The 20048-nt window shown below is 41.9% G+C and carries 11 protein-coding genes, 3 tRNA genes and 1 pseudogene; 4 read left to right on the plus strand and 11 right to left on the minus strand.

Translation table 11 applies throughout. The annotated features are described in order from the left end of the window. The first annotated feature begins 58 nt into the window (after positions 1–58). Together WS42_RS06815 and WS42_RS06820 are read left to right on the plus strand one after the other, a co-directional pair. The gene (locus WS42_RS06815) at positions 59–1993 is read left to right on the plus strand and encodes a SpoIIE family protein phosphatase (RefSeq protein WP_046404047.1); all 1935 of its coding nucleotides are present in this window, start codon (positions 59–61) and stop codon (positions 1991–1993) included. A 68-nt stretch (positions 1994–2061) separates the two neighbouring features. Next, positions 2062–2132 (plus strand) — tRNA-Gln (locus WS42_RS06820). Between the two features lie 148 nt (positions 2133–2280). Here WS42_RS06820 and WS42_RS06825 read toward each other — a convergent pair. Together WS42_RS06825 and WS42_RS06830 are read right to left on the minus strand one after the other, a co-directional pair. Beyond that, entirely contained in the window at positions 2281–3483 is a 1203-nt protein-coding gene (locus WS42_RS06825; RefSeq protein ID WP_022159613.1) for a YncE family protein, read from the minus strand. A 47-nt stretch (positions 3484–3530) separates the two neighbouring features. After that, positions 3531–5882, minus strand: coding sequence for a TonB-dependent receptor (locus tag WS42_RS06830; RefSeq protein ID WP_217799626.1), 2352 nt, complete (start codon positions 5880–5882; stop codon positions 3531–3533). 367 nt (positions 5883–6249) lie between these two features. On the opposite strand from WS42_RS06830, the gene WS42_RS06835 reads away from it, so the two are divergent. Then, a tRNA-Gln gene (locus WS42_RS06835) sits at positions 6250–6320 on the plus strand. A gap of 394 nt (positions 6321–6714) precedes the next feature. On the opposite strand, the gene WS42_RS06840 is transcribed toward WS42_RS06835, so the two are convergent. Together WS42_RS06840 and WS42_RS15395 are read right to left on the minus strand one after the other, a co-directional pair. Then, positions 6715–7563: a helix-turn-helix domain-containing protein gene (locus WS42_RS06840; protein ID WP_046450894.1), complete on the minus strand. Its 849-nt coding sequence runs from the start codon at positions 7561–7563 to the stop codon at positions 6715–6717. A 7-nt stretch (positions 7564–7570) separates the two neighbouring features. Continuing rightward, positions 7571–8440: an AraC family transcriptional regulator gene (locus WS42_RS15395; protein WP_013611310.1), complete on the minus strand. Its 870-nt coding sequence runs from the start codon at positions 8438–8440 to the stop codon at positions 7571–7573. A 446-nt stretch (positions 8441–8886) separates the two neighbouring features. Here WS42_RS15395 and WS42_RS06850 point away from each other — a divergent pair. Then, positions 8887–8960 (plus strand) — tRNA-Arg (locus tag WS42_RS06850). 207 nt (positions 8961–9167) lie between these two features. On the opposite strand, the gene WS42_RS06855 is transcribed toward WS42_RS06850, so the two are convergent. The 7 genes and pseudogenes from WS42_RS06855 to WS42_RS06885 form a co-directional block, all read right to left on the minus strand. Continuing rightward, complete coding sequence (locus WS42_RS06855) at positions 9168–10820, minus strand: PKD-like family lipoprotein (protein ID WP_046404566.1); 1653 nt, start codon at positions 10818–10820, stop codon at positions 9168–9170. 12 nt (positions 10821–10832) lie between these two features. Next, positions 10833–11690, minus strand: coding sequence for a DUF4843 domain-containing protein (locus tag WS42_RS06860; RefSeq protein WP_013611312.1), 858 nt, complete (start codon positions 11688–11690; stop codon positions 10833–10835). 10 nt (positions 11691–11700) lie between these two features. Further along, positions 11701–13347, minus strand: coding sequence for a RagB/SusD family nutrient uptake outer membrane protein (locus WS42_RS06865; protein WP_046404563.1), 1647 nt, complete (start codon positions 13345–13347; stop codon positions 11701–11703). Positions 13348–13357: 10 nt separating this feature from the next. After that, positions 13358–16705 carry a SusC/RagA family TonB-linked outer membrane protein gene (locus WS42_RS06870; protein WP_022160456.1) on the minus strand — a complete coding sequence of 1116 codons (3348 nt, stop codon included), beginning with the start codon at positions 16703–16705 and terminating at the stop codon, positions 13358–13360. Between the two features lie 19 nt (positions 16706–16724). Then, positions 16725–17909, minus strand: a complete 1185-nt coding sequence (locus tag WS42_RS06875; RefSeq protein ID WP_022160457.1) for a FecR family protein — start codon at positions 17907–17909, stop codon at positions 16725–16727. 345 nt (positions 17910–18254) lie between these two features. Next, complete coding sequence (locus WS42_RS06880; RefSeq protein WP_022160458.1) at positions 18255–18806, minus strand: RNA polymerase sigma factor; 552 nt, start codon at positions 18804–18806, stop codon at positions 18255–18257. A gap of 518 nt (positions 18807–19324) precedes the next feature. Next, a pseudogene (locus WS42_RS06885) lies at positions 19325–20048 on the minus strand (alpha-L-fucosidase); the annotation flags it as partial.

Genomic DNA, 20048 nt, shown 5'->3' on the forward strand with positions numbered 1-20048 from the left:
GTTCCGGGCAGCTTTTGTTATGATTATAATTATATTTGCAGGCAAAAGAAAGGTAAATATGTTTAAACAGATCAACCATTCCTTTGCAGCGAAACTCAATATATACCTTATTTCGTCGGCATTTCTATTATGGGGAATCGGTTTTTGCTTATTCTATCACTATTCCTCCAGAGCTATCGAGCACCAAGCTTACCTGAAAATCGACGAATCGGCGGAAAAAATCAATCTTAAAGTGACTCGTTTATTGAGGACGATAGAAAAGATCCCTGAAAATCTCAGCTGGATTATCCCTTCCTATGTTACTCATGCCGATTCGATTTATGCGATTACCCGGCAGGTCGTTTTGAACAATTATGAGATCTTCGGATGTGCTATAGCTTTCGAACCCTATTATTTTCCGGATAAAGGGTATTATTTCGCTCCTTATTCATACATGAGTGGCGATAGTGTCGTCACCACACAAATCGACCCGAAATACGATTACTATCAAAAAAATTGGTACCGGATCTCAAAAGAAAGGAATGTCTCCCGCTGGAGTCGTCCTTACCACGAGCTTTCGTCCAACGATATTCTGACCTCCACCTATTCGGTACCGCTCCGGGACCCCAAAAATAATGTAATCGGTATTTTTTCGGTCGACCTCTCTTTGAATTGGCTGACCGAGCTGATCGACTCGGTCAAACCCTATGAAGACAGTTATAGCATTATAGTCAATCGGGAAGGAAGGTATATACTTCATCCGGGAAACGACTTTTTCACGGATCTGGATAAAGATATCCTTCATGAAGCGGAAATCCTTCAGGACACCAATGCTTCAAAGTTGGCGCATCTCATGATGCAGGGGCAAAAAGGGAAAGGAGTATTTGTCAACAATCATGTAAAATATTACATCTATTTTACTCCCATCCTCGGCACAGAGTGGAATATGGCTACCTTGTTTCCTTATTCTCATATTTTCGACAAATTACACCGATTCACTTGGATCATCATTCTTTCTTCGGTATTATTTCTGGCTCTCCTGGTGATTATCTGTACTACAACCGTTCGTAAAATTACGAGACCTTTAAAAATATTCGCAGCTTCCACGCATTCCATTGCGGAGGGAAATTTCAACATAACTCTACCGGTCATCCACACCCAAGATGAAATGCTGGATCTTTATAATGCTTTCAGTGAAATGCAGGAAAAGCTTTCAAAATATATGAAAAACCTGGAAACGACTATAGCAGCTAAAGAGAAAATAGAAAGTGAACTACGCATAGCACATGATATTCAAATGAGTATGCTTCCCAAAAATTTTCCTCCTTTTCCCGGTCATGAAATAGACCTTTATGCAGTACTCTATCCGGCCCGTCAAGTCGGTGGTGATTTATACGACTTCTTTATCCATGAGAACACCCTCTTTTTTGCTATCGGCGATGTATCGGGAAAAGGGATTCCTGCTTCGCTTCTGATGGCCTCTACCATCAGTCTGCTACGTACGCTTTCCTCAGGCAGCAATTCTCCGTCACAGATTGCTTATTCGTTAAATAATAGTATTGCTGAAAGGAATGAAGCCGATATGTTTGTGACCTTCTTCATCGGAATGCTGGATCTCCGAACCGGAGTAATGAAATATTGCAATGCAGGTCACACTCCTCCAGTACTGACAAGTCCGGATCGGACAGTAGCTTTCTTTGAAATGCAATCCGATCTTCCTTTAGGTATCCTAAAAAATCATGATTATCAGGAGTACACCTACCGATTCGTGAGCGGCTCGGGTATATTACTATATACCGACGGCGTTACGGATGCAGAAAATGAAAAGAACGAATTTTATACCCGGGAACGTCTTTTGGAGATAGTGACTCAAAATCAGGAACTACACCCCCGCGAATTTATCCGTTCGATAATCAATGATATTCAGTCACATATCAAATCACACGAACTATCCGACGATCTCAGTATGCTCACTTTCATTTACGGTAGTGAATGGAATATCAAAAAATCATAAAATATACCGGTTTTTCTTTGTGATATTTAAATAAAGTATTACTTTTGTGCCGTCATAAAAAACAACACTGTCCAATGGTGTAATGGCAGCACAACAGATTCTGGTCCTGTTTGTCCAAGTTCGAATCTTGGTTGGACAACTTCGAAAACCTGATTTCACATCAGGTTTTTTATTTATATGGATCAATCCTAAATTCTTGTTGTTTCACACCAAAATATCACCTAAAAAAGAGGGCTTTCCGGTTCATAAAAAGTGGAAAGCCCCAGGTACTTGAAAAGTACAGATTATTATTCAAACACAAGTATGTCCATAAGGGTTCCCTGCGTTTTCACAACCGGAGCGGAACTACATTGATCTGTTTTACGATTATAGGTGAAAATTCCCGTTCCATTTTGTTCCGTTGCCAAACCAAAAAGGATATCATCCCCGTATTTATTTATAGCACAACTATATCCATTCGTACGAGGAAGATTCAACGCTTTCATCGTACAATGATACAAATCGGCTTTCAAACAATAGTTTGTCTTTTCGTTGATGTAATCAGGACTGGCACTGGCAAATGCCGGACAATAAGCCAGGACGTACAATTCTCCATTCCCGGCATAAAAGTTAGAAATAGAATACTGCAATTTGCCCCCTTGAACTCCTTCCACGTTCATGTCAGTCATGTTAAAACAGTAGTCCGGATCAAATTCCGTCGCACCCTTTTTAATCCGTAATAATCCGAATTTCTGATCCGGAACATACCCATAAGATCCCCAACAAGTCACATAAAGATCCCCTTTCTCATCTATAAACATACCGCAATCAAAAATAGATGCCGCGGAAAGTCTCGTGTCATGAATGATCTTTTCCGGAGTATCGGTAGCCTCATCAATGATCAGGACATGCGCACCACTTTTACAAATAGGCATCTGGTCAAATTCTCCACATCCGACATAGAGTTTCCCATCCCGCAGGATCAACCCCAGCGGGTTCGGAGTACTACTTCCGTCAAGTCCGTATTCAGGCCTGGCAACATTAATTTCCCCTGTTTTTACCATGGTCGTCGGGTTAAATATAATGATCTTGTTATCGTTCGGAGCCGATGCATAAGCTTTCGTGGCCGAAACGAAAGCAATAGAAGCACACATGGGAGCAGCCGTCGCCACTTCCAAACGTCCTTCCACTTTCAAAGTTCCATCATCTTGCCGGGAGTATTTTACAATCGTTCCCTCCGAAGTTCCAGGCACGTAGAATACCCAATCACGATAAGACATCAGATAAGGAGTAATTTTGGTTTCAACCGCATTCGCGAAAGACATCGTTCCGGCCTTCATATCCTGTATAGGTACGATATATCCCATGTCCGCCTGCGGTTGCATGTTAATACCTACGATAATCGATGCTTTACCCTCATTTTCATCATCATCTTTGTTGTCATCCGTACATGACGTTACAAATAAGGCTGTACATAGAAAAGCCCCCAGAATAAAGAGATTGTTTTTCATTGTGATTTACTTTATTTATATACTTCAAATTAAAATGATCAGGCAAATTACCATTTTAACGTCGTGAACCGAATCTTCGCCATGACTGTCCGGCCCGCCAGCGGGTAATTGAAATTAGTCATCTCATCCGTATCAAACAGATTATGGCATTCCACGCCAAACAAAACTTTCCGGTTCATGATCCCGTACTCCAGCCCCACCGTGTGCAGGCAAGCAGAAGGTATCTTATAATCCTGATGGCGGCTAAGCTCATATCCATAATAGTATTTATCCGTGTAGCCGCCCTCGTAATACGCCCTGGCATACTGTCCTTTACCCCCAAAGGGATTATCCTTCCGGTAATCCAGCATCCAGTTGAAAAAGAGAATCGGGATATGAGGCAATTGCATTTTATAGGTCTCACTCTCGGTGTTTGTTCCCGCTATATATTTCGAATAATCCAAAGATTTCTGCCAGGTAGCATTAAATGATACAAACCAGTTACGGTCAATATCCCATTTGATTTCACCGTCCACTCCGTACAACAGAGCCTCACCCAGATTCTGGTATTTGGAATACCCCACAACAGAGGTCAGATACATCATGTTCTTCACTTGCATGATATACCCGTTCGACTCGAATTGTAAACGGGAATTTGCATTATAGTAACGGTCGAACATGATACCCAGATTATAATTATTAGCTTGTTCGGCTTTTAGTTCCGTACTTGTCAGCGTCGTTACACGATCCCCCAAAGCCTCCTCGTAACGGGGAAGGCGGAAATTATGTTCCAAGGCAAATTTCACCAGCCAATGAGAAGATAAATCGTATTTCAAAGCAAGACTATACCCCCAATACTGATCGGATTTATGCGTCTCTGCCGGAACGGCATCCCCCGGATAAGCCAGGTTCACTGTTTTCCCTCCTAAACGATAATAATAATGCCGTCCCGTCAGCACCGATGTCAAACGTCCTTGAAACCACTTGTTCTGTAAAGCGACGGAACTGATCATTCCCGATATATTCGATTTCAAGCCACTATAATCCTTTTTCAGAAAACGGTCGGCAACAGTGTCCCGGGTTTTATTGCTCACGTAACGGAAATCATTATTTATATTGACCAGCATTCTGTCCGGGATCATATGATATTGCAAGTTCAGATTATAACGATAATCCATCATCCCGTCATCCGACAAATTCGGGACATATCCCACTTCTCCGCCATACGTATTGGGAACACGGCCACCATAAAAATCATAAAGGAAAGACGAGGTGTCGATCAAAGCAGTATGCGTATAAGTAACCATCCCATTGAATTTCAAATCCAGCTTCCCGAACAAAAAATGTTTTTTCTCCAGCTTGGGGTTTATACCGGCCGTCCAGATTTTTGTCCGGGCATGACGGATATTCGTTTGTATACCCTGGGTTTCTTTATAACTGTAATACCCGACAAATTCCAATTCGGCCTTGTCAAAGTAATGATCCGGAAACTTAAGCGTCGCCCCGAATTCTCCCATTTTCAACCGGTCATGATCCCGTTTGATTTTCAAATCATTGACATAAGGAGAAGTGATTGTATAATCATTTCTGGCCAAGGTTCCTCCCGCAAAAAGAGTAAAAGCCATATTTGCTTTATCAAAATAATGAGAAATACAAGCCGTAGGATTATGCACGCCGTAAGACTGGTAGCTATACGACAAATCATAATATCCGTGTTCGGCATCTATCGTCACCACATTAATCGCACTTCCTAATCCATCTCCCCCGAATTCAGGCGGAACAATCCCCTTGTATATCTCGATACGGTCGATGAATTGCAAAGGAATATCATTAATGGAAAAACTACCATCCGGGGTATTCAGGGCATAACCGTCCATATAGATCTGAACCCGGTTTCCTTCCAATCCCCGGATATTAACTTTTGTTTGGTTACCGACACCACCTGTTTGCCGTAGTTTTACCCCTGTCTGGTGATTCAACACCTCCGTGATCGTAGTCCCGCGTCCTGCCAATTGTTTCCCATCAATAACGGCAACCGGGGTCCCCTGGCGTTTCACGTCATGGATCTCTTTCCTCTCCCCTTTAGCTGCAACGACCACCTGGTCAAGGGATTTCATATCCATCTGCATATAAACCTCCAGCTTCAGGTCTTTGTTTGCCTCGACCTTCACTTTCCTGATGACATCTTTCATACCCACAAACGAAAAATGAAGTTCGTATTCCCCGGCAGGAACATTTTTAAAAAAGAATTCGCCCCGGGCATTTGTCCCCGTCCCTTTTTTTAGAGAAGGCATTACGATATTTACTCCCGCGACAGGCGTATCATCAGAAGAATCTTTCACAATCCCGGAAATTGTCTGCCCGTTAGAGAAAAGAATATTGCCAACCATAAAATAGACCCCAATATAAAAACACTTCATAACCCACATAAATTAATTAATAATTAGCACCCTAAAGCAAGTTTTAACAAATAAACACTAAAAACATCAAATAATTGTGCAAACATAGACGGTAAATCCATTTGCAACAATCCCTATTAATAGGGATTATTATTGCAAACTACCTACTAATAGTATTTCAGTAGTCTCCTATCGCCATTATCAGCACTTTCCAACACACTCATCTGAAGGATGGCTATTTGATCGATTTCACCGGGCCGCCTCTTCTATTATACCGATATAGTGATTTGTATGACTCACCCTCAGAAAGCCAGTCTTTCGGCACTATTTTTTTCAGATTTATTTGGGAGAAGACAAAAAAAGACGTAGTTTTGTGCCGTCAAAATACTGTCCAATGGTGTAATGGCAGCACAACAGATTCTGGTCCTGTTTGTCCAAGTTCGAATCTTGGTTGGACAACTTTGAAAACCTGACGTAAAGTCAGGTTTTATTTTTATTCGTCTCCCGATTATTTCAATATTCGGGTATCAATCCGAAATACTTATCGGTCAAGTATTCTCTAATAATTCAAAAGATAAATTTTCCGCTATTTGTGATCTTTATTCGAAGAAGTATAAAAAAGAAAAGAACAAAAGGAAGATTACTGTTCGACAATCATGTTGTTGTGTATGTACAAATAAGGGATGTATGAGTGTATGAATTATCTCCTATTGCGACGCTCCTTGCGGATTCTAAAGGAAAGATATCAAACCAGTAATCTTACCCTCTGTTCTCCCTTTCCGATGTTACAAATATAAGAGATCAGTCCCATTTCTAACTTATATAAAAAATATTATCTTTTACACATTCAATTTCAACGCAGATTTTTTTTCAGAATAAAGGTTTGTCTCACTTCAGAAGGAGTCATTCCGAACCAAATTTTACAAAACTTATTCAAATGTACGGATGAGGCAAAGTTAAGTTCGTCAGCCAATTCCTTTAGGTTTACCTCACTGGTCATCAGGCGGTGTTTAATATATTCGGCTTTCTGTCGCTGCATCCACTGATAAACCGTCTCGCCGAAAACATCTTTAAATTTCTTTTGAAACACTCCCTGGCTATATCCACATAGTTCTGCAAATTCACCGGCACTCTTTACATGTAGATAATAGTCGACGACCAGTTTTTTGAACTCCATATTTTTCCCCAATAGAGGATAAAAAAGCATAGCCAATTCATCCGAAGTATAGTAAGCATGCAAAATAATAAACAATTCCTGAATTTTTTTTGAAGCCAAATCAGCCATAGGAACCTGATTTTGTTCATAATTCTGCATTAATTGCAGAAAACGGTCGAGTGATTCACGAATCTCCAATTCCCGGAATTCATATTTTATCAAAGAGAAAAAAGGAGTCAGATTTTGAAAGATATATTTATCACAACTATGATTCAAAGTGCCGAACCCCAAAATAATGAGTTCGACCGTCGATACGGCTTTACATACACATCGGGAAAGGGGAGTCAGCAAGATCATGTTTCCATCGGAAATAAGCCTGGGATACAAATCTCCATAGATCACTTCCATTTCTCCATGAAGAATAAAAACCAGATTATTATTTTTATCTGCCTTATTTCTTTGAAAAACAGTATCTTTTTCAAACTTAAAATAAGAGAATTTATTCTTCAGATCAGATTTGATATAACAAACAGTATCACTTCCCATTTTCAACTTATAGATCAATGTGTTCTCCCGTCATTTTTTGTTCTTCTATAAATTTTGTCGGGGTCATTCCCAACCATTTTTTACAGAATTTTGTAAAGTGAGCCGGTGAAGAAAAACCAAATTCATAAATAATCTCTTTGAGGTTTACCTCCTCTCCACTCAAACGTTCTTTAAGCCGATCGGCCTTTTTGCCCAATATCCATTGGTATATCGGTTCATCGAAGATTTCTTTGAATGCCCGTTTGAAACTACTGACCGAATAACCACAGATCTGAGCCAATTCTGCCACAGACTTCACATGTAAACAATTATCTTCGATCAATTTTTTCAAATCTCCCTCTTTGTGCAAAGAAAGGGTATAAAAAAAATAAGACAATTGTTCTTTAGAGTAACAAGACTTCATCAAAACAAATAGTTCTTCCTGTTTTTCTTCGAACAAATACCTGCAATCCACCCCATCTTCCAGGTACACCGTCAACATTTCCACAAATCCTTTCAGCAGCTGGTTTAAAGGTAAGATTTCCAATAATTCCCCTCTCCCCTCCAAACATCCAAGCTCCGAAACTGTTTTCAAGCAATATTCAGTGGGACGGTCAGAAATAAAGTACAAAAATTCAAGTGGAGTAAAAGCTTTCAATTTACCTTTCAAAGCAGGCAACAAAAACATCTCTCCGGCTTCAACGAATACCACCTCGTCTTCAATAGACACACCAGCTTCACCACTTAATAAAAATATCCAGCAAATGCCCGAAGTTTTCCATTTTTCCCATACAAAACCTTTCTCAAATTTCACCTGTTCAAAAAAGACCAACTCACTCCGTTCATAATTATTACAGGTTGCCTCTTTATTACAACAGTAAACACGATCGTTACTCATAATTTAACTATATACATGAATACTAAGAGCTAACAAACATAAAATAAAACTTTCAGTCAAGTTAAATTTAATTATAAGTTACAAACAAGAGGCATGAAACATTCACGTATTCTGTGTTTTACATAACTTCACTCACTCCTTTTCAACAAAGGTAAGATTAAAAAAAACAAATCAAAAGATGTTCTGATTTAATTTCATTCTTTTTCCGGCAAATAAATCTTTCCATGAAAGTGTGCAGAAAAGTCACTGAAACGTGTTCAGACTTATAATTAGTTCTTAAAGTTGCTCCTTCGTCGCTCAAAGTCCATAAAATCGACGGACTTTATAAACCAATTAATTCGGCTTATAAACAACAAAGCATCCGAAGTTTCGAATAAAAAAACATTATTTCTTTTGGAATAAAAATATTAAAGCGTATATTTGCACCGCCAAACCGTAAAAGTGTTGGTTCAGTAGCTCAGCTGGATAGAGCAACGGCCTTCTAAGCCGTAGGTCGTGGGTTCGAATCCCGCCTGAATCACAAAAGCAGCAATTTGAAATTGCTGCTTTTTTCATTTCATTGTTGGCCATTTACCTTCGGCTCAACCGTATCTGACTTTCAAGAGCCTGTCTGATGACCCAAAAGCCAGATAGCCTCCTTTTTCTGTTGCCCTCCCCCAAATCTCTCATCACCGTAAATATGCGGTGATGAGAGAAAAATAAAACCACACACTGTTTTTCCTGTTTCTCAACGGACCTCTTTATAACGCACATCTTTAATTTTAGCGAACCCGGAATACTCCCAGCCCGGTTTCAGGGTCAACTTCATACCCGATCCGCTCACATCATAGAAACGCAGCATTCCTCCATTATTATCCGTAACGGCATTTTTGTAAGAACAGACGATCAGTTGATTTTCACGGTCTCGGTATATATTTTTGATTTCATCGTCATATTTCGAACACAAGTCATCGATGCCCCACGGATAATCATAGCGGTTGAACTTCAAACAGGTAATCTCTTCGCCTTCTAAAGTAATCACCGGTTCGGAAACCCCTGATCCCACATTGTAAGCATAGACTTTATTTCCATAAGCGTAATAAATCACATAATACTGGGAACTGGCGGCAAAACAAGTGGCATTGGCAAAATTTTCCGCCATAACATCCAAATGGCAGGCCCCTTGTTTAAATTCCCCGCTTCCCAAATTCACCTCATAAATATGCCGCTTGCCATCTTCCTGCATAATGCAATACACCATTCCTTCGGAAAAAGAGGTGTTAAGCATACACACCAAATCCATATTTCCCGTATTGTAACTAAAATTTTTATTCTCCGGATCTTCCAACGGATGCAACACCTGCTTTTTTCCAGCGACATCGCTACCTGTAGCGCCTTCACCACTCCAGTAAACAAAACGATGATTATCCGTATCAAACAACAAGGCGATACCAAAGTCGGATGACAACGGTCTTTTCAGCGTAGTCCCGACATAAGGCGCCACCTTGTATTCAGGCGTTCCTCCCCGGACGGAAGTATTAATCGGATACTCGAATCCCGTTTCTACTTCCACCGTATTCCAGGCATAGACATTTCCTTCCCGGGATACGCAGATAACAGCATCGTGCTCTGGTTTATAGAGTCCTTTATAAGGCACTGACACAAAATTTACAATATGATCGTCAGTAGCGGCCAGAAACATTGCCGATTTCAATTCATGATAACTCTCTACATCAAGAAATTCTCCGCCACCTTTAGAATCTGTTGTCTCCAGCCAGTAAGCCGCATCTTCGGACATTGCAATAATCCGGTTACCGGTAGCACTTCCAGTGGCATAGAATCCTATATTCGCAGCGTGATACTGTTCCGGTACTCCATCCTTTCGCCGGATTACATCATAAGCCGGAACAATCCGGTCCACAGAAATCTGCGCCAGCATATCTAAACGCATCCGTTCTTCCGATCCTTCATCGCAAAGCAACATCCATCCCTCCGAGGTAATGGTCGTTGCATTGACATAAAACAATTTCAGGGTCTTTACTTCCGTCCGTTTATCGGTTACCGAGAACAAAAATGCATGCCTGCCGGACTCCAATGCAGCTAACATATGAAGGTCTTTCGTATTGGCAACTTCTTCCCATTCACCTTCCGAATTTTTCCTTTGGTAAGCAAATTCGAAGTTCGTATTCCGCTCATCAATAATTCCTTCCAAATTGGAAGTAACCACCGGTTTTAAATCGATATATTCCGCATTGGCCAATACCGACAGCATTGATGAAATGCTATCTATCGTAATGACCGCTTTATCTTCATACGTATAATTTCCTTTGTCTTCCGCACAGGCTATTGCCAACAGGCAAAACCACAACATGCTCAGACGCGAAATTTTCAATATATTCATTTTTTCTATATTTTAAGGTTTTAACACGACATTCGAGTAATCCACACGATAAGCATCCGGCAATTGCATATAAGAGCCGTCTTCATCGTATACCGGATCACCTTCATCTGCTCTCCGTTGCAATTCCGACTGCAATTCCCGGGCGTAAAAAGGCATCCGTCCTTTGCTGACTTTGCCGGTGGCCCAAGTCCAATCCGTTGTCGTAAAGCCAAAGAAGCCATTGATATAGGCATATCGGACCGGATTCCACTTTCCGAAATACTGATCGGCAGCAACATCCCCCCACCGACTCGGCTGCGTATAAATTTCACTGATCAGAAATGTATAGCGGGTTCCGTCTATCGTATCTGCCGTCGTATTACTCCACACATTGCTGGATTTATAAGCATTGAGTACCTCAAAATATTGGTTGGCCTCTAATTTCAAGACCAATGTATCCACCTGTTTTTTGATGGAAGCATTCCGCATGAAACGGACTCCAACAGTTCCCTCGTTGCTTCCGGCCTTGATTTTCAGCGTATCGAAATCCATCATATATCCTCCATCGGGATTCGTTACAGCATCATAAGAAGTCATCGTCGTTTGCTCTTCGTCGACAACGACTTTCAGGGCCCGGTCGTAATCTTTTACCTCGCCCAGCAACTTCACTTTGGCATTGAATACTACTGAGGTATAAGCTGCCGCATAATCGACAAACGAAAAATTAGTCCTCGTGGTATATCCTTCGGCGCCGTTACTTCCTGAAAAATTCTGTACCTGAAAATATACCATACTGTCACCACGGTTGTACAAACCGACGTTTTCTTTTTGGCAGGCGATACTTATTCCTGCCATGGCGGCAACCCATATCCATTTGTTTATTCTATTCATATGTCTGTATTTAACGGTTATCCAATTCACTTTTCGGCAACGGAAGTACAAAGCGTTCTTCCTTTTCTTCATCAGTTGCTTTATCTTTATAATCGTATGTCGGAGGTATTCCAAACATTGGTATGCCGGGATTAGTCATCACCTTTACTTCTTTTCGTCCGTTGTAATCATTATCGAATCCCATATTCCGACGCTTGAAATAGAAGAACTTCTGACCTTCTCCGACAAATTCACGGATATACTCCAAGGTCAGCCAATCCTGTAAAAAGCTCTCTCCGTTTCCTGTTCCCCAGTTATTGGTACCCCGGTCAACGAACATCCGGTTCAAATAGGTCCATGCAGTCGGCAGATCGTACACCTCGGAACCGGTCGTACCGAGACATTCCGCTGCAATATAATACGCTTCGCTAAGCTTGATCAGCGAACAAAAGGTTCCGTAAAATTTCTGAGCCTGCAATAACTGGTTTTCATCTTTATTATTGGTCACCTCATCCCGTTTTTGATCCGCAATTTCTTTGAATTTTACCATTTGGTAGCTCGCATTTCCTTCCAAAGTGGTTCCGCTGGCCCATTGCGACTGGAAACGCCAGTCTCCGACCCAATATCCCCCGTATTTGTAAAACAAAATACCATCTACATATCCGGTACGGGGTATCAGCAAAGCTTTTCCGGTATTACCTCCTCCAAAAGAATAGTCATAAATCAATCCTCTGTTTTTATTGTAATACCCGAATAAACACTCGGTCGAAAACATCCGGTCGGGGTCGGAACTGTTCCCTAACAACTTACCCGACTCAACCACCGGGAAGAACTTCCTGACCTGAGGATCATCGGTCAGTTTGCGTGCTTCGGTCAAGGCATTGCCGTAATCTCCCCCCCACAGATAAGCCCGGGCCGTCAACAAGACCGTCGCATAGTAATTCAGACGCAATTGCCGATAGCGCATGGAGTTATCCTGACTCACCTCATCGTATTCTGCACGGGGTCCCTCGGTAAGTACCGGATCAGAGGCCAGCAGTAAAGCTTCGGCTTCTGTAAGATCGCGGATAATATAGTCCTTCAGTACCGTACCGGCCGGCATAATGGACAGGATTTGCGGATCGGTGCTTTCATTGTAAGGGATACCGCGTCCATCCGGATTTTTCGCCATAATCGGCCCGAACAAACGCAACATATCCAAATGCAGCATTGCACGGACAGCCAGCATCTCGCCCTTGAGCATTTTATATTCCCGCTCCGGTAATACCTTGTCCTTTACAGCATCATCCTCGATGTTCTTCAATACCACATTGGTATTCATAATCGTCGAATAGGCTTCGTTCCATATACTGCTCAGTACGCCTGTAACCGACTCGTTCGAATAATCCCACTCGGTCAGGGCCCGCAAGTATTTATAATAATCACTTTCATCCGACTGCTCCACAGCGTAATATTGCCCCAGAATATCGATCATGTCATAACTCAGATATTTCCCGTAAAGCGAGTTCCCGGACATTCGGTTATAAACCCCGTTAACAGCAGCATAAAATCCATCTTTGGAAGAAAATTGCTGTTCCTCACTCTGTTTATCACTCGGTTTATAATCCAGCCAGTCGGTGCAGCTGTACCATAAAATACAGCTTAACAGAAGCGGAAAAACGATTCTATATTTTTTCATGATATCGGATTTATAAAGTTAATGAAATGGCAAAAGACACACTGCGTGCGAAAGGATAGGAAGTACCCCGTTCCATCTTGATGGTCGACAGGCGGAATATATCGTTCATATAGGCATTCAAACGTAACGAGCCAAGCCCCCATTTATGAACCAACTCAGGAGAAAATTCATATCCTATCCTCAAAGCCTCCAGACTCAATGAATTGTCTTTCTGTACAAAACGGGAAGACATCGGAGTGGATGTCGAATTGGCGATATTCTTGAACTGAGCCTTATCGCCCGGCTTTTGCCAACGGTCATAAAGAGCACGCTTATCCTGATTATATATCAGCGAATTCGTACTGATGTTTTCTACTTTATTAAATAAAACGGAATTAAACGAATGACCGCCCACCCGATAGCGGAAATCCAGGTTACAAGAAAAACCTTTCCAGGAAAAATTGGTACCCAGTACCCCTTCCACCTTCGGACGACTGTTGGCCACCACCACTTCATCGTCATATGAAAAATCATAAGTCAATTCCCCGTTTTTCTTAATAAACAGTTCCCGTCCGGTGGAGGGATCGATTCCTGCCGAACGTACAGCCCAGATATCATCGGGGTCTGCGCCGTCATAGTACCGTTTTGTCGACCTGTTATCACCTTCACGTTCCTGCGAATTATACATTTCCAGACGATTGCCGATACCGGACAGCTCATTGGAACCATGCCGCAGATTACCCCGAACCGACCACCAGATCCGCTCGCTCATCCGGCGAATAATGTAATACGTAGCCGATGCCGTAAAACCTTTGGAGGTTTGTTTGCCGAAATTTTTATAAGTCATATTGTCGGTCGCTCCCGAAGAAGGCGGCATAGAGATAGCGATCAGCAAAGGATCGGTTGTCTTATAATAATAGTCTCCGGTCAGGGTCAGACGGTTATTCAGAATCGTAATATCGAACCCGATATTTTTATCGAGGGTTGTCTGCCATTCCAGATCAGGATTTCCCAGCTGAGCCAGCGAAGTGGTCATTCCGAAATAATTAAAGGAATTGAAATTATAACGGAACGTAGTAATGGTTGCCGAAGAAGAAAAATTCTGATTCCCCGGATTACCGATGGAAGCTCTCAGCTTCAACATGGAAATTCCGTCAAAATGGTCGGCAATAAATTTTTCATGGTGCAAATTCCATCCCAGACCGACAGCCCACGTACCGATATAATGCTTATTAGTCCCGAATACCGACGAACCGTTGACACGATAACTGAAATCGAGCAAATAACGGTTATCATAAGCATAATTTCCAATCACATACCCGCTCACCGAACGTGTCGTACTTTCGTTATAAGCCGGGGAACCTCCGTCCGGATAACTGTTGGCAAAAGAAGGAAGTGTGAAATCTCCTACCGGAAAACCGATAGCCGAATATCCTTGCGATTTCGCCTCTAAAGCAGAAAGGTACCCCCCCAATACGATATTGAATTGGTGTACTTCTTTCAATACTTTGGCATAAGTAAGCGTAAATTCTCCTTCATACTTATTGCTCTGTGTTTCCGTATTGCCATACGAACCGCGTTCTGAGAAATCCGTTTCGGCAAAACGGGTATCCAGAGGAGAATAAAAAGCTTCCGCCTGAGTACTCTGGTGTGTAAAACCGAACCGAGCCCGTAATTTCAAGGTCGGGACAGGAGTATATTCTACAATAAACTTATCCGACCACGACAAATTGTTTCCCTTGTTATAACTGTTCTGCTTAGCATTGTAAAGCGGATTGGCAGCTTTAATATAATCCGTATATTCCAGCCACCTTTCCACTTCGCCGTTCTCATTGTATTTCGTATAATAAGGATTAGCGTCGGCATATTGGGAAAAAGCGACAATCGGATCCTTGCTGTCCGTATTGTTCATATCAAACTTATTCATAAACTGAAATTTCTTCAGCCGGTAAGTCAGGTCGATATTTCCGCTGATATTATCCCGTTTGGATTCTTTCATTACACCGGTAATCCCATTATATGCCAGTCCGATACCGAACATAAATGCACCTTCACCGCCGTCTACATAGAGGGAATGCCGGTGATTCAGGCCAACCCGCAGAGGTTCCGACAGCCAATAAGTATTTACTCCGCGGGCAATATCGGCCAATTTATCATAATAAGACTTTTTCAATTCAACATCTTTCACAACATCATTCGATGCATCATACCTGCCGACCAAATTTTCAAAACGCAATTTTTCACTGGCATCCATCAAATTATAACTGCTCAGATCAGCCCATGAAACATTGGCATTTCCGTTGTAAGCCAGATTTAACTTACCCGATTTGGGACGGATGGTTTCCACTACCACCACTCCATTTGAAGCCTTCGAACCGTAAATGGCCGTTGAAGCAGCATCTTTCAAAATAGTAATCGAAGCAACCCGGCTCATATCCAAATTATAAATAGCTTCCAGCGAAGACTCGAAACCATCCAGAATAAACAAGGGCTGATTCGGGTCCTCGCTCAATTCATCCCGGGTACTGATCAGACTTGATTTTCCCCGGATTTCAATATCCGGTAATTTATTCGGGTCGGAACCGAACTCATTATTCTCAAGTACATTAAATGAAGGATCCAGTGTTTTTAAACTGGCGATAACGTTTTGGGTACCCACCGATCTCAGCTGTTCCCCGTCGAAAGTTGCAGAAGCTCCGGTAAAACTGTCTTTTTTACGGTTAAAAATACCGGTAACGACCACTTCATCTATTTCTTTTGCATCTTCCTGCATCACCACTTTTAAAGGTTTGTCATCTTTCAGCACTATTTCCTGTGTTTTCATTCCGATAAATGAAAATACCAGCACCACATCTTTCTTTTGCGGCAAAGCGATCTTAAAAATCCCTTCGGTATCTGTTACTGTTCCCAGGGAGGTACCCTTGATTAAAATAGTTACTCCGGGAAGCGGACTACCCGAACGGTCAGTCACTTTACCTGTCACTTCCGATGTTTTACTCTGAGGCAAAGCAGCATTTACCTTCCCTTTACGCAACACGACCGTATTATGGGTAACCTCATAAGTGATACCGGTATTTTTCAACACCTCACTCAGAATTTCGTCCAAAGTTTTATTCTCTGCCACGACATCAATTCCGGTCACCTGTTCGATATCCTTAACACTATAGAAAAAAACCATTTCGCTTTTCTTTTCAAGTGCCCATAAAATAGTTTTCAGGGAGGCATCATGCATCTTGAAATTCATTCTTTCATTTTGTGCAGTGACACGGGCCGACACCTGAAACACTGTACACAACAAAAAGCACACACCTAATTTCATTGTCATCAGAATTTTTCTTCTCCACACCAACCAAGGGTGGATTGTTTGCATTTTGTTCATCGTTTGTTTGGTTTAAAAATTATTGTTTTGCACTAAATACAATTGTTTTACCTCTTGTATTTACATTTATTTTATGAGTCGAGCGAATGACATCCAATATCGGTTCGATAGAAGCACTACGATTCAATTTACCCGCAAATTCAACTTCTTTGATCCAATCCGCCTGATAACAAACCTCGAAATCATACCATCTTTCTAAAACAGTCATGATCTCTGTCAGACGTTGTCCACGAAACACAAACTGTCCGTTTTTCCACGCAATATAAAGATCGAGCTCTACTGTTTTCACGTCCAGTTTTCCTTTTTCGATATCCCACTCAGCCTGTTGTTCAGGCTTCAACGTATTCCGGACAGACTTATCCATCCCCGTAAATACAGCCACTTCTCCCCGTACCAAAGTAGCCTGTACCCATTTTTCATCGGCATAAGCCTTTAAATTAAACTCGGTACCCAATACCCTCACATCCATATTTTCAGTCTTTACTACAAAAGGCTGTTTCTCATTTTTCGCTACCTTAAAATAAGCTTCTCCCTCCAGCCAAACTTCCCGGTTCTGTCCGGAAAACTGTACCGGATACCTCATTTTCGTTTCTGAATTCAACCAAACAACCGTTCCGTCCTGCAAAGTCATTATATATTCTCCCCCTTTAGAAACTTCCAGGGTATGCCAGTCTGCTACCGGCATTTCTATTTGGCCGTTGTATTTCAAACCGCAAGAATCGTTACTGATAAGCATACCGTCACAATCGATCAATTGGGTATCTCCATTTCTTTTCTCCAACTCGACAGTTTTCCCATCGGCCAATACCAGACGGGCCTTTGAAATACCGGGATGAATTTGTTGCGTCACATCAACAGGAACATTTTCTTCCCGCTGCATAAACCATCCCAACACTCCTCCTCCCAATAACAACATGATAATTGCTGCATATTTCCAATACCGACCGGATAAGCCCTTATTGCTTTTACTCTCAGTCAAACGATTACGAACTATTCGCCAATGTTTTTCCACATCAACCGAATTCCTCTTCTCTTCCTGCCGGATAAGGTAATGAGGATCAGTAAGCCGGGAATGCAAAAGCCTGTTTTCTTCCGATTCTTTCAGCCAACATTCCAATTCTTCTTCTTCAGCAGGATTTAAACCGAAGCTGATCTGCCTGGCAATCAATTCATATATGCGCCGATATGCTGCGATATTCACCATAAAAAGGTTCGTAAAGTTTAAAAAGCTATTGCCCCCTGAGGGCACTTAGTTAATTGACAATTGTCGCATGACAATTGACCACATATTTCCAAACCGGTGGTTTCTTCTTTATTTGTTTGATAATCAATGATTCTATTCTTCGTTCTCTTTTTCATTTTTCTTTTCTTATTATTTTCTAATGGAAGCAAAGCTTCCAGACAATTGTCAATTGTCAATTATCATCTGGCAATTATTCTTTTTGCGGATTCCCGCAAAAAGAATCGAACTTTATAAACTTTCAACTAATTTAATCGAACATTTTTCAAGTCTAATAACAACTGAAAAGAAAAAAAAGACGAATGGAGGTTAAAAAAAATTCATTTTTAACATTAGAGGTAACAAATAGAAATGCTCTTTCAGAATGCCTCTTAACTTTTTATAAGCACTTTGTTTCAGGGTACGGACAGAATTGATGGATATATTCAATTGATCTGCAATCTCCTGATTCGAATACCCTTGCAGGCTTAATTGTATTATTTTACAAGATTGCTTGGGCAGCTGTTCAACTGCTTTATGGACAAGCTGATAAGTTTCTTCTTCAATAATCTGGTTCCGGAAAAAGAGTACAGAATCTTTCTCCTGTAGTCTTAAATGTTCGTCTACAATCTGATTGTGTTTAATGTGATTCAGTGCCAGATTCCGGGCCGTCGTATACAAAAACCCCTTTACCTTCTCTGGCGATACGAATTCCCCTTTAAAGCGCCATAATTGGATAAAAGCCTCCTGAGCAATATCCGCAGCCATATCCATATCATTGACATACTTATCTGCAAACATGACAAGAAAGGGGAAATTTTCTTTGAAAAATGCCCCGAATAATTTGTAATCTTTCTTATTTACAGCAGCGATCAAATCCATTCCGGAGCAAATATAGTGTAAATTCACTTAAATAGTACCTGTAAAAGAGAGTAAAAGTGATACAAAATTTGCAAATTATCACGCCCGGACATCCATCAGTTTCCCCACAACAGTCTGAACAATTCCTAAGCACCGTTTCATTCCGCCTGACAATCGGTTGGCCCATGAAAACAAGTTCGTCCGCGTCCCCGCAGCCTGTTATATACGACCGCTTCCCTCCTTTATCAGAATGGTCACTGTGTCGGCCCATACACCGGTACAGGCCGTCAGGAATACCATCAACAATAAAGCACTTTTTACGTTATCTGTTTTAATCGCGATTCTTCATTTTCCAGCATCTTTTTCAATTCCGGGGAAGAAGGACGGGGAACATCCACCGACACGATATTTCCTTTTTTGTCAAAAACCATAAACTGCGGGATTCCCGTAATCTTTGGTAATCTTGCTCCAACCGCCGGCCAATAACTGCCCCTCCTTTCAGTCCCTCCGTTTTAATGAAGTCCAGCCATTTCTGTTTATCCTTGAATACATTTGCCGTATTTCTCGGTCCACTCTCCCAGTTCCCGCAGGAGCATTTTCTCTTCAGGACGGAAGTCGCCGTCGGCCTGCGGCCCAAAATTCACAGCCATATTTTCCCCATGGATACGGCATGTACGATGTACCCGATACTCTCTACAGTTTTTTTCACATAGCTCAGCGACCAGTCTTTGTGATAGCCCCACTGATTTTCCGGTATAGTCATACACACTTCCCAGTCCCTCCGGGGAACCTGTAGATCCTTTACCGCATCGGGCAACCGTCTTTCATAGCCCGATTCATAGCCGCCCATCAGGTGACCGTTACTGTCGAAATGCCGTTTGCCATACTCGTCCGACCGCAGTCTGCTATTTACCGTCACCCCCGGGACCAGCTCTTTCAGCATCTGCTCGGCATATACCGTCCACCAGGCATTTTTCTTTATGCTGCTGTCCCATGTCCTGTCGAACCAAAAGTCCTTTACGCTTGGATAGCGGGTAGCCAGTTCTTTCAACTGATTGTCCATGAAAGCGAGAAAACGGCGGAAAGCGATGCTGTCCTCCCGACTTCCGATGTCATACCGCCAGTCGGGATGACTCCAGTCCATGACCGAAAAATAGAAATGAATATCCATTCCCTCCTCCCCGCAGGCTTGCACCAATTCGACCAGGATATCCTTCCCATAAGGCGTACGGGCTACGTTGTATGGACTATATTCGCTCGGCC

It is taken from the genome of Odoribacter sp. N54.MGS-14, from assembly GCF_000980295.1.
GTDB classification, from domain to species: domain Bacteria; phylum Bacteroidota; class Bacteroidia; order Bacteroidales; family Marinifilaceae; genus Odoribacter; species Odoribacter splanchnicus.